The following is a 10904-nucleotide window of genomic DNA, read 5'->3' as shown; positions in this document are numbered from 1 at the left end:
CCGAACTCCCGTCCGCGACCGGACTGTACCTCCCCTGCCGGCCGCGGAAACGAGTCCGGGCCCACCTTCCTTCGGGCCGAACGCCCTCTCGGGGCAGAGCAAGACGCCGGTCGTGCCGCACAGGGACGCCGGTCGCCAGTGAGGTGGTGACCGACGCCCGGCACGGCCGGCGTTTTCTTGTCCCGGTGGTACCGGTGCGACTGGGGACCGATACCACCGGGCCAGGCCCCGGCCCGAAAATCAGGAGCCGATCGCGGCCCGGCCGGGCAAGCTGAGCGCATGACGACCAGCATCCGGACCGTGCGCACCGACGCCGACCACGAGGCCTGGCGGGCGGTGCGGATCGCGATCATGCCGTACGAGCGCTGCCCGAGCGTCGCGGAGCTCCGCGCCGTCGAGCATCCCGGCCGGCTGATGCTGCTCGCCGAGCTCGACGGCGAGGTCGTCGGCAGCGGTGTGGCGGACCGCTCAGGTGACCGGGAGCGCGAAGCGCTGTCGGCGCTGGTGCTGCCGGAGTACCGGCGGCGTGGAGTGGGTACGGCGGTGCTCCGGGTGCTCGCCGAGCACGCCGTTGCCCAGGGCTACGACATGGCCGGGGCGAGCGTCGACGAGGAGGAGTCGCTGCGGTTCACCGAGCGGTTCGGTTTCGTCGAGTCGAACCGGCAGGTCGAGCAGCTGCGCAAGATCGGCGCCGAGCCGTGGCCCGAGCCGCCCACGGCGTACGAGGTCGTCTCGGTCGCCGAGCGCCCGGAGCTGTGGGTGCAGGCGTACCAGGACGTCGCGCTGCCGACCTTCCCGGACATGGACCACCCGTCCGCGCTGAAGGTGTCGCTCGAGGACTGGGAGCAGGAGTGGATCAACGACCCGGCCGCGATGTTCGTCGCGGTCGCGGGTGAGCAGGTGATCGGCGTCGCCGGGCTGATGCTCGACACCGACAAGCCCGAGCGCGCCGAGGTCGCCTACACCGCCGTACGCCGGGAGTGGCGCGGCCAGGGCGTCGCCGCGGCGCTGAAGCGCACCAGCATGGCGTGGGCCGCCGAGCACGGGATCACGGAGATCTACACCTGGACCCAGCGCGGCAACCACGCCATGCGGCGCCTCAACGAGCAGCTCGGCTTCGGCTACGGGCTGGTCAGCGTCTCGCTGCGCGCCCCGCTGCCGCTGGCCGGCCTCACGCCAGCTCCAGCTCCGTGATCGGGCGCTGCGGCAGTTCGCCGTACGTCGTACTGCGCTGACGTGCCGGGCGCCCGGCCGCCGTCGCCATCGCGGTGAGCTCCTCGATCGACTTCCGCGAGCCGTGCTTCGAGCCGGCCATCCGGCTGATCGTCTCCTCCATCAACGTGCCGCCGATGTCGTTGACGCCACCGTTCAGGACCGCGACGCAGCCCTCGGTGCCGAGCTTCACCCAGGAGCACTGGATGTTGTCGATCCGGCCGTGCAGCATGATCCGCGCCATCGCGTGCACCGCGCGGTTCTCGTCGTACGTCGGACCCGGGCGGGCCACGCCGGCCAGGTAGATCGGCGAGTTGGTGTGGATGAACGGCAGCAGCACGAACTCGGTGAAGCCACCGGTCTGGTCCTGCACCGCGGCGATCGTGCGCAGGTGCTGCACCCAGTGGTGCGGGGAGTCGACGTGGCCGTACATCATCGTGGACGACGACGGCAGCCCGACCTTGTGCGCGGTCGAGATGACCTCGATCCAGCTGGCGGTCGGCAGCTTGCCCTTGGTCAGGATCCAGCGCACGTCGTCGTCGAGGATCTCGGCCGCGGTGCCCGGGATGCTGTCCAGCCCGGCCTCCTTGACCGAGATCAGGAACTCCTCGATCGACAGCCCGGTGCGCACCGAGCCGTTCACGATCTCCATCGGCGAGTAGGCGTGGACGTGCATCTGCGGGACCCGGTCCTTGACCGCGCGGACCAGGTCCGCGTACGCCGTACCGGGCAGGTCGGGGTGGATACCGCCCTGCATGCAGACCTCGGTGGCGCCGATCACCCAGGCCTCCTCGGCGCGCTGGGCGACCTCGTCCATCGACAGCGAGTACGCGTCGGCGTCGGTGCGGCGCTGGGCGAACGCGCAGAACCGGCAGCCGGTGTAGCAGACGTTGGTGAAGTTGATGTTCCGGTTCACCACGTAGGTGACGTCGTCGCCGACCACGGCCTTGCGCAGGTCGTCGGCGATCTTCGCCAGCTGGTCGAGCGCCGGCCCGGTCGCGGTCATCAGCGTGAGCGCCTGGCTGTCGGACAGCCCGGCCGGGTCGCGCTCGGCGGCCGCGAGGGCTTCCTTGACGTCCCCGTCGATCCGCTCCGGCGCGGCCCGGCCCGCGACCTGCTCACGCAGCACGTTCCAGTCCCCGTACGCCGCGTCGAAGTCCGAGCGCGTCTCGGTCCGCCGGCCCTCGGTGTCGATCGCCGTGTGCAGGTCGGTCCGCCCGACCGAGTCCCAGCCGCCGTCCGGCTCCTGCCACGGCAGGCCCTTCGGCATCGCGGCCTCGTTCGCCAGGCCGGTCGCCGGGTCGACCAGCGCCTCGACGTGGTTGATGAGCCGCGGGTCGAGCCACGGCTCCCGCAGGTACTCCGGGTGCGCGGTGAGCCGCTCGCGCAGCGTGAAGCCGGCGTCGGCGGTCAGCTTGGCCAGGTCGTCCAGGTGCGGCCAGGGGCGCTCGGGGTTCACATGGTCCGGCGTCAGCGGCGAGACGCCACCGAAGTCGTCCACGCCCGCGTCGAGCAGCAGCTTGGCCTCGTTCAGGTCGACCAGGTTCGGCGGCGCCTGGACGCGGGCGCGCGGGCCGAGCACGACCCGGGTGACCGCGATCGCGGCCAGCCACTCGTCCAGCGGGACGTCGGCGTCGTTGCGCATCGCCGTGTCCGGCTTCACCCGGAAGCCCTGGATGATGATCTCCTGCAGCCCGCCGTACTGGCGGCCGATCCGGCGCAGCGCGAAGATCGAGTCGGCGCGCTCCTCGATCGTCTCGCCGATCCCGATCAGCAGGCCGGTGGTGAACGGCACGTTGGAGCGGCCGGCGTCCTCGAGCACCCGCAGCCGGACCGACGGGTCCTTGTCGGGCGAGCCGAAGTGCGGCTGGCCCTTCTCCTCGAACAGGCGGCGCGACGTGGTCTCCAGCATCATGCCCATGCTCGGTGCGACCGGCTTCAGCCGCTGCAGGTCCTGCCAGGACATGACGCCCGGGTTCAGGTGCGGGAGCAGGCCGGTCTCCTCCAGCACCCGGACGGCCATCGCGCGGACGTAGTCGAGGGTGCTGTCGTAGCCGGCCTCGTCGAGCCACTGCTTCGCGGCGTCCCAGCGCTCCTCGGGGGCGTCGCCGAGCGTGAACAGCGCCTCCTTGCAGCCGAGCGCGGCGCCCTGGCGGGCGATCTCGAGCACCTCGTCCGGGCTCAGGTACGGCGACTCGACGCGGCCCGGCGTGGTCGCGAACGTGCAGTAGTGGCAGCGGTCGCGGCAGAGCCGGGTCAGCGGGATGAAGACCTTCTTGGAGTACGTGACGATCCCGCTCCGGCCGGCGTCCTGCAGGCCCTGGTCGCGGACCCGGGCGGCGGTCGCCATCAGCGCGTCGAGCGCCTCGCCGGAGGCGGTCAGCAGCACCTCCACCTCGGCCTGGTCCAGGGTCTTGCCGTCGTCCGCGCGCTTGAGCGCCCGCCGCATCGCGGTGCTGAGAGGAGAGGTCACGGGATCCGAGCCTAGGCGCTGCGCGACCCCGGATCTCGCGAATCCCGGGCCGAAAAACAATCAGTACGTCTGTCTTGCTAGTTTGCTGTTCGTGCAGGTCAGCAAGGGGGTGGAAGGGCGCGCGAGGCTGTCGCGGGCGCGCGGCGACCGGCGCCGGGAGGATGGTGTGCCGCGCAGCGACGGGCGCCGGGCGCGCGGCGCATTGCGGCGCGACGAGCTGCTGCGCGCGACGCTCGCCCTGGTCGAGCGGGCCGGTGTCGCCGGTGTCAGCCACCGGGCGGTCGCGGCCGAGGCCGGTGTCTCGCTGGCCTCGACGACGTACCACTTCGCGACGCTCGACGACCTGCTGGTCGCGGCGCTGATCAGCGCCGCCGAGGACCTCACCGCCGAGCTGCACGAGCGGGCGACCGAGCTCGGCGCGAGGCCGGCGGACGAGCTGGCCCGGCTGGTCGAGCACCTGCTCGTCTACCGCCGCGGACGCACGCTGGCGGCGTACGAGCTGTACCTGCTCGCTGCCAGGCGGCCGGAGCTGCGGGAGGCGGCCGGGGCCTGGCTGCAGCCGCTCACGGAGATGGCGGGGACGTTCACCACCAACCGCCAGAAGGCGAGCCTGCTGGTCGCCGCGCTGGACGGGCTGCTGCTGCAGTCACTGGTCAGTGCGAGGCCGTTCAACCAGGAGGACGTCGCTGCCCTGCTGGTGTACCTGAGGTAGCGCGCGCACTACCTGTGAACGGGTGCTGCGGCCCGGGCTCGATGCTGCTCGGCCCGGTTGGCTGGGGGCATGCTGAGGATGTCGCTGGGGGCGTTGCGGGATCGGTGGCACCTGTTCGCGGGTGCTGTGGTGGCGGTGGCGTTCGGGGTCGGGCTGATCCAGTCGGCCTTGCAGGTGCTGGCTGCGACCGACGCACCGGCGTTGCCTCCCGGGCTGTCCGGTCTGGAGCGCGCGAAGATCCGCGAGGGGTACGCCGGGGCCGGCACGCTGCTGGGGATGTCGGTGATGCTCGCCGTGTTCCTGACGGTGTTCGTGGTCAGTACGACGTTCGGCTTCGCGGTGGTCCAGCGCCGCCGGGAGCTCGGACTGCTTCGCCTGGTCGGCGCGCACCGCGGCAGCCTCCGGCTCATGTTGTTGCTCGAAGCAACCTTGACCGGGCTGGCCGGGACGGTCCTCGGGGTGCTGCTCGGCCTGATCGGCACCTGGGCGCAGTCCGCACTGCTGATCGAGGTCGGCATCCTGCCGCCCTGGTTCGAGGCGCCGTGGCTGTGGGGACCGGTGTGGGTCGCCGCGTGCGTCGGCGTCGGTACGGCGGTGGTCGGCGCCTTCGCGGCGGCCTGGCGGGCGTCCCGTGTCCAGCCGCTGGAAGCGATCGGCGACCTGCCGCGGACGATGCCGGTGATGACCGGCTGGCGCTGGTTCTGGGGCCTGTCGTCGACCGCGGCCACGCTGCTGATGGTGATCGCGGCGCAGGCGGCGCGGGATTTCGTGGCGGGGCTGGTGATCGCCCTGGGCGTGATGATCAGCGGCTCGGTCGCGCTGAGCCAGCTCAGCCCGGTCGTCGTCCCGATCGCCGGACGGCTGCCGGCCTTGCTGCTGCGCGGCCACGTCGTCACGGACCTCGCCCGCGCCGGCGTCCTGCACGCCGTACGGCGAAGTGCCGCGACCGCGGCGCCGCTGATCGTGCTGTTCGGGCTGCTCGCGGGGCTGTGGGGTGTGTTCGGGTCGCAGGCCAAGGCGGTGGGGGAGGAGCAGCGGCAGCTGATCTCGGCGGACCTGGTGGTCGAGGGGCCGGTCCGCCCGGGCCCGGGGATCGCGGCGGTGTCGGAGCAGACGACGGTGCCGGTCGCGATCACCGGGAAGAAGCGGACGACGTACTCGGAGGCGATCGGGATCGACCCGGCCGGCTACCAGCGCACGCACGACCTGCGACCGCGCCGCGGCTCGCTGGACAAGTTGTCGGGGGCAACGATCGCGATCGGGCCGGGGATGGCCGCCGAGGGCTACAAGCTCGGCCAGTCGGTGACGGCGACGATCGGCGGCGAGCGGCGGGTGCTGAAGGTGGTCGCGATCATGCCGGAGACCCTGGACGTCACGGAGAACTTCTTCGTACCGAAGGCGTTGACCGAGGGGGCGCGGGGTTCTACGGAGACGTTGGTGAGGGTGGATCCTGGTGCTGACCTGAAGGCGCTTGCGGGTGAGTTGGCGGCGGCGGGTGGTGAGGTGCGGACCGTGCGGGAGTGGGCCGAGGACAAGGCGGCCGTCGAGCTGCGCGACGACACCGGGATCTTCGCGGTCCTGATGGGCCTGGCCGGGGTCTACGCGGCGGTGGCCGTGGTGAACGCCGTGGTGATGGCAGCGGCCGAACGGCGGCGGGAGTTCGCGCTGGCGCGGATGGCCGGGCTGACCCGGCGCCAGGTGGTCGGGGTCGCGACGGTCGAGTCGATCACGGTGGTCGTGGTCGGGGTGCTGCTCGGTGCCGTCGTCGCGGGCGCCGCGCTGGCGGGAGTGGGCGCGGGGACCGCGCAGCTGTTCGGGACGGTGGTGGTCGCCGTACCGTGGACGCTGCTCGGGATCATCCTCGCGGGGGCGCTGGCCGTCGTCGGTGGGACGGCGGCGCTGACCGCCTGGACCACGACCCGGTTCAGCCCGGTCGTGGTCCTCGGCGGTCGGGAGTGAGGCTCAGGCGTCGGCGACGGTGAGCGCTTCGGCCTCGCTCTTGGAGTGCGACGACGGGATCCGCAGGTGGGCGAGCGGCTTCCAGCCGGTGGCCAGGGCGCCGACCGCGAGCACGACGGCGAAGGCGCCGACGTAGAACGGGAGCTGCACGTTGACCTCCTCGCCGAGCTTGCCGGCCAGCCACGGCGCGACCGCGCCGCCGGAGAACCGGACGAAGCTGTACGCCGCCGACGCCGTACCGCGTTCCACCGGAGCCGCACCCATCACGGCCTCGGTGATCAGCGTGTTGTTGACGCCGAGGAACAGCCCGGCCACCACCACGCCGACGGCGAGCACGTGCGGGTGGTGGGCGTAGACACCCATCACGGCCAGGTCGGCGGCGAACAGCAGCAGCGACGCCATCACCACCGGCAGGGTGCCGAAGTGCTTCTGCAGCCAGGGCGCCGCGAACACCGAGGTGAGGGCCAGGCCGATGCCCCAGCCGAAGAAGATCAGGCCGATCTGCCGGGCCGACATCGCCAGCGGGAACGGCGTGAACGCGAGCAGCGTGAAGAAGCCGAAGTTGTAGAGCAGGGCGGTGACCGCGACGGTGGCCAGCGACCGGTGCCGCAACGCCTTCAGTGGTTCGAGGATCGACGTCCGCCGGGGAGCCGGCGGCGAGGCGGGCAGCAGGAACGCGGTCGCGGCGAGCGCGATCGTCATCAGCACGGCGACGCCGAAGAACGGGCCGCGCCAGGAGATGGTGCCGAGCTCGCCACCGACCAGCGGGCCGGCCGCGATCCCGACGCCGAGCGCCGCCTCGTACAGGATGATCGCCTCGGCGACCGAGCCGGCCGCGGAGTTCACGATGGTGGCCAGCGCGGTCGCGATGAACAGGGCGTTGCCGAGCCCCCAGCCGGCGCGGAAGGCGACGATGGCGCCGATCGAGTTCGACAGGCCGGCCAGCGCGCTGAACACCACGATGATCGCGAGACCGATCAGCAGAGTGCGCTTCGCGCCGATCCGGCTGGAGACCGCGCCGGTGATCAGCATCGCGACGCCGATCACGGCCATGTAGCTGGTGAACAGCAGCGACACCTGCGACGGGCTGGCGTGCAGCTGCTCGGCGATCGGCTTGAGGATCGGGTCCACCAGGCCGATGCCCATGAAGGCGATCACACAGGCGAAGGCGACCGCCCAGACGGACTTGGGTTGCTTCAGGAAGGAGCTGCTGGTGCTGCTCACCGGGGGTTTTCCTCCACTGGTTCGAGGGTGAGGATCTTCTGCAGGACGGTGACCGCGACCTCCAGCGTGGTGAGGTCGGCGGCGGGGAGCTGGACCAGCCGCTGGGCGATGGCCGCACCGGCCTCGTGCCGGGCCCGGTTCAGCTCGGCGAGACCGGCGTCGGTGAGGCTGATCAGGCTGGCCCGGGAGTCGGCCGGGTCGGGCTCGCGCCGGACCCACCCGCTGTCCTCCTGGCGCTGCACCAGCGTCGACATCGTCGGCTGCGAGCAGCGGTCGGCCTTGGCGAGCTCGCTGATCCGGGTCGGCCCGAGCTCGTCGAGCCGGCCGAGCAGGCGCATCGCCGCGTGCGGCAGGGCGCTGACGTCCCGGCTGGCCAGGCGGCTCAGCCGGGCCGAGGCCACTACGACGTCGACACCGAGCGTGGAGAGGTCTGTCGCGATCACGTCCTCCATATTACATAGGAATGCTATGTGTTTCCAGTGTAAGGTCTGTGGCATCGTTTGCCTTACGAGTTCGATGATTTGGAGGCAATGAGGTGGGCGATCTTCAAGAAAAGGTGGTTCTGATCACCGGTGCGGGCGGAGGGATCGGTTCCGCGACAGCCCGGACGGTGGTCGCCCAGGGCGGGCACGCGCTGATCCACGACCGCGCGGAGTCGGCGCTGGAGGCCCTCGCCGCGGAGCTCGGTGACCAGGCGACGCCGCTGGTCGCCGACCTGACCGACCTGGCCGCGACCGGGCGGCTCTGGGACGACGCGTGGGCGGTCAAGGGGCGGATCGACGTACTGGTCAACAACGCCGGCGCCTACCCGCCGGCTCCGCTGGACGCGCCGCTCGACGAGTGGCTGCGGGTCTGGGACTTCTCGCTCGACCTGCACCTCAAGGCGCCCGCGGTGCTCTGCCGCGCGGCGGTCGCGGCGTACTCGGCGCAGGACGGCGGCGGGATCATCGTGAACCTCGCGTCCCGCGCGGCCTTCCGCGGCGAGGACCCGGAGTACTGGCACTACGCGGCGGCCAAGGCCGGGGTGGTGGCGATGACGCGCACGATCGCCCGGCAGTACGGGCGCGACGGCGTGACCGCGTTCGCGCTGGCGCCGGGGTACGTCGACACCGACCTCAACGCGCAGTTCCGCGACACCGTCGGCGTCGCGGTCGCCGCCGAGCAGACCGGGCTGGGCGAGGTCGCGCAGCCGCAGGACGTCGCGAACATCATCGCCTTCCTGGCCACCGGGCTGGCCAAGCACGCGACCGGGACGACGATCGACGTGAACGGTGCTTCCTATGTCCGTTGACGTCGGCGCGGCCCGGATGAGTGCGGACCTGTACGTCGGCGGCGCCTGGGTCGCAGGCGAGGCCGGGGCTCTGGAGAACGTTGACCCAGGCAACGGTCAGGTCGTCGGGTCGGTCTCGCTGGCCTCGGCCGAGCAGGTCGAGCGGGCGATCGCGGCGGCCTCCGATGCGTTCCCCGCGTGGTCGGCGTCGGCGGCGAGCGAGCGCGGCGGCATCCTGCGCCGGGCGGCGGACCTGCTCGCCGACCGGACCGAGGAGGCGGTCGCGACGATCCTGCTGGAGACCGGCAAGACCGAGGCGGACGCGCGCGGCGAGATCGGCCGCGCGGCCGAGACCCTGCGCTGGAACGGCGAGCAGGCCGGCCGCGTTCAGGCGACCGCGTTCCCGGGCGTCGTCCCCGGCTCCCGCCGTACGTCGGTGCCGACGCCGCTCGGCGCGGTCGCGGTGATCACGGCCTGGAACTTCCCGGCGGTGCTCGCGACCCGCAAGCTCGGCGCGGCTCTCGCGGCCGGGTGCACGGTGGTGTTCAAGGCGTCGGAGTTCGCGCCGGCAACCGCGCGGCTCGTCGTCGAGCTGCTCGTCGAGTCCGGGCTGCCGGACGGCGTGGTGAACCTGGTCTTCGGTGATCCCGGTGCGGTGTCGGAGCAGCTCACGGCGTCGGACCGGATCAAGGCGTTGTCGTTCACCGGCTCGACCGCGGTCGGGAAGACGCTGGCCGCGCAGGCGGCGCCGCAGCTGATCCGCACGGTGCTGGAGCTGGGCGGTCACGCGCCGGTCCTGGTGATGGACGACGCGGACGTCGACCAGGTGATCGCGACGACCGCGGGCGCCAAGTTCGGGTCGGCCGGTCAGTCGTGCGTCGCGCCGTCGCGGTACTTCGTGCACGAGTCGCTGTACGACGAGTTCGTGGCCAGGCTGACCGCGCGGGCGGCTGCGTACGTGCTCGGGCACGGGACCGAGCTGGGCGTGACGCTCGGCGCGGTGGCTCATCAGGGGCGCGTGGATGCGCTGGTCCGGCTCGCGGAGGACGCCGTCGCACACGGCGGAACCATCACCACCGGTGGCCGGCAGGTCGAGCGGGACGGGTTCTACTTCGCGCCGACGGTCGTCGCCGGGCTCGCGCTCGACGCCGGGGCCGCGATCCTGTCCGAGGAGCCGTTCGGCCCGATCGCGACCGTGTCGTCGTTCGGCGCGCTGGACGACGCGATCGCGGCCGCGAACGCGGCGCCGTACTCGTTCGCGGCGTACCTGTTCACCGATCGGCTGAGTGTGCGCGAGCACGTCGTACGGCGGCTGAACGCGTCCAACCTCGGGATCAACCAGCTCGCGCCGTCGCTGCCCGACGCCCCGCTCGGCGGTCTCGGGAACTCCGGCTACGGCTACGAGGGCGGCGTCGAGGGCATCCTGGCCTTCACCCAGTTGCGGCTGGTGTCCGAAACGGCTCTAGGGTTTGCCGGATGATCGCGGACAACAACTCGTCGCTGGCCCGGATCCGCGAGGTCGCCGCGGCGGCCCGGGAACCGTACGAGCTGGACGGCGTCGACCTGGCGCTGCTGAAGATCCTGGTCGAGGACTGCCGGACGTCGCAGCGGCAGATCGCCACCCAGCTGGGTGTCTCCGCCCCGACCGTCGGCGAGCGGATGGCCCGGCTGGAACGCAACGGCGTGATCACCGGGTTCAGCGCGCAGGTCGACTGGTCGGCGATCGGCTACGGGCAGGTCGTGTTCCTGTCCATCGAGGCGGCCGCCGGGTACGACGTCGCGACGATCATGACCGGGCTCTGGGAGCTGGCCGAGGTCGAGGACGTCACCCTCGTCACCGGCGACCTCGACCTGCTGATCCGGATGCGGGTCCGCGACTACGCCGAGCTGCGGACGATCCTGATGGAAGACGTCTGGCGGATCCCCGGGATCCAGCGCACGGCGACGTTGCTCTCGGTGGCCGAGATGCCGGCCAAGAACTTCGGGGCCGGGCTGCTCGGCAAGATCGAGCAGCCCGGTTGAAGCCCCTGGCTCAATCCGCCTAGCGCCTTTCA

Annotated in this window: 9 protein-coding genes; 6 read left to right on the top strand and 3 right to left on the bottom strand. The window is 72.0% G+C overall.

All coding sequences use genetic code 11. The features are described from left to right. The first annotated feature begins 279 nt into the window (after positions 1–279). Complete coding sequence (locus tag ACZ6Z4_RS18355) at positions 280–1194, top strand: GNAT family N-acetyltransferase (protein ID WP_465565222.1); 915 nt, start codon at positions 280–282, stop codon at positions 1192–1194. On the opposite strand, the gene ACZ6Z4_RS18350 is transcribed toward ACZ6Z4_RS18355, so the two are convergent. After that, positions 1172–3685, bottom strand: coding sequence for a bifunctional FO biosynthesis protein CofGH (locus ACZ6Z4_RS18350; protein ID WP_465565219.1), 2514 nt, complete (start codon positions 3683–3685; stop codon positions 1172–1174). The two genes, ACZ6Z4_RS18355 and ACZ6Z4_RS18350, sit on opposite strands and share 23 nt — an antisense overlap. Positions 3686–3776: 91 nt before the next feature. On the opposite strand from ACZ6Z4_RS18350, the gene ACZ6Z4_RS18345 reads away from it, so the two are divergent. Both ACZ6Z4_RS18345 and ACZ6Z4_RS18340 read left to right on the top strand, forming a co-directional pair. After that, on the top strand, positions 3777–4397 hold the full coding sequence (locus tag ACZ6Z4_RS18345; protein ID WP_465565214.1) for a TetR/AcrR family transcriptional regulator: 621 nt from the start codon (positions 3777–3779) through the stop codon (positions 4395–4397). A 69-nt stretch (positions 4398–4466) separates the two neighbouring features. Continuing rightward, positions 4467–6356 (top strand): FtsX-like permease family protein, encoded by a 1890-nt coding sequence (locus ACZ6Z4_RS18340; protein ID WP_465565208.1) that lies wholly within the window; start codon positions 4467–4469, stop codon positions 6354–6356. A gap of 3 nt (positions 6357–6359) precedes the next feature. Here ACZ6Z4_RS18340 and ACZ6Z4_RS18335 read toward each other — a convergent pair whose 3' ends face one another. Beyond that, a complete protein-coding gene (locus ACZ6Z4_RS18335; protein ID WP_465565202.1) occupies positions 6360–7580 on the bottom strand; it encodes an MFS transporter in 1221 nt (406 codons plus the stop codon). Continuing rightward, a complete protein-coding gene (locus ACZ6Z4_RS18330; protein ID WP_465565196.1) occupies positions 7577–8023 on the bottom strand; it encodes a MarR family winged helix-turn-helix transcriptional regulator in 447 nt (148 codons plus the stop codon). Before ACZ6Z4_RS18330 ends, ACZ6Z4_RS18335 begins: the two co-directional genes overlap by 4 nt. Positions 8024–8136: 113 nt before the next feature. Between ACZ6Z4_RS18330 and ACZ6Z4_RS18325 the strand changes: the two genes are divergently transcribed. Genes ACZ6Z4_RS18325 through ACZ6Z4_RS18315 form a run of 3 tightly spaced genes read left to right on the top strand, consistent with a single transcriptional unit; the run spans position 8137 to position 10872 of the window. Then, entirely contained in the window at positions 8137–8871 is a 735-nt protein-coding gene (locus ACZ6Z4_RS18325) for an SDR family NAD(P)-dependent oxidoreductase (RefSeq protein WP_465565193.1), read from the top strand. Further along, positions 8861–10330, top strand: a complete 1470-nt coding sequence (locus ACZ6Z4_RS18320) for an aldehyde dehydrogenase family protein (RefSeq protein WP_465565190.1) — start codon at positions 8861–8863, stop codon at positions 10328–10330. Before ACZ6Z4_RS18325 ends, ACZ6Z4_RS18320 begins: the two co-directional genes overlap by 11 nt. Continuing rightward, on the top strand, positions 10327–10872 hold the full coding sequence (locus tag ACZ6Z4_RS18315; protein WP_465565184.1) for an Lrp/AsnC family transcriptional regulator: 546 nt from the start codon (positions 10327–10329) through the stop codon (positions 10870–10872). Before ACZ6Z4_RS18320 ends, ACZ6Z4_RS18315 begins: the two co-directional genes overlap by 4 nt. Positions 10873–10904 lie beyond the last annotated feature (32 nt).

This window comes from Kribbella sp. NPDC104740 (assembly GCF_055583505.1).
This window is presented reverse-complemented; position numbering and strand designations above follow the sequence as displayed.

Coding starts and splice junctions, on each gene's coding strand:
- ACZ6Z4_RS18355 (WP_465565222.1), top strand. CDS start 280: ATGACGACCAGCATCCGGACCGTGCGCACCGACGCCGACCACGAGGCC.
- ACZ6Z4_RS18340 (WP_465565208.1), top strand. CDS start 4,467: ATGCTGAGGATGTCGCTGGGGGCGTTGCGGGATCGGTGGCACCTGTTC.
- ACZ6Z4_RS18320 (WP_465565190.1), top strand. CDS start 8,861: ATGTCCGTTGACGTCGGCGCGGCCCGGATGAGTGCGGACCTGTACGTC.
- ACZ6Z4_RS18315 (WP_465565184.1), top strand. CDS start 10,327: ATGATCGCGGACAACAACTCGTCGCTGGCCCGGATCCGCGAGGTCGCC.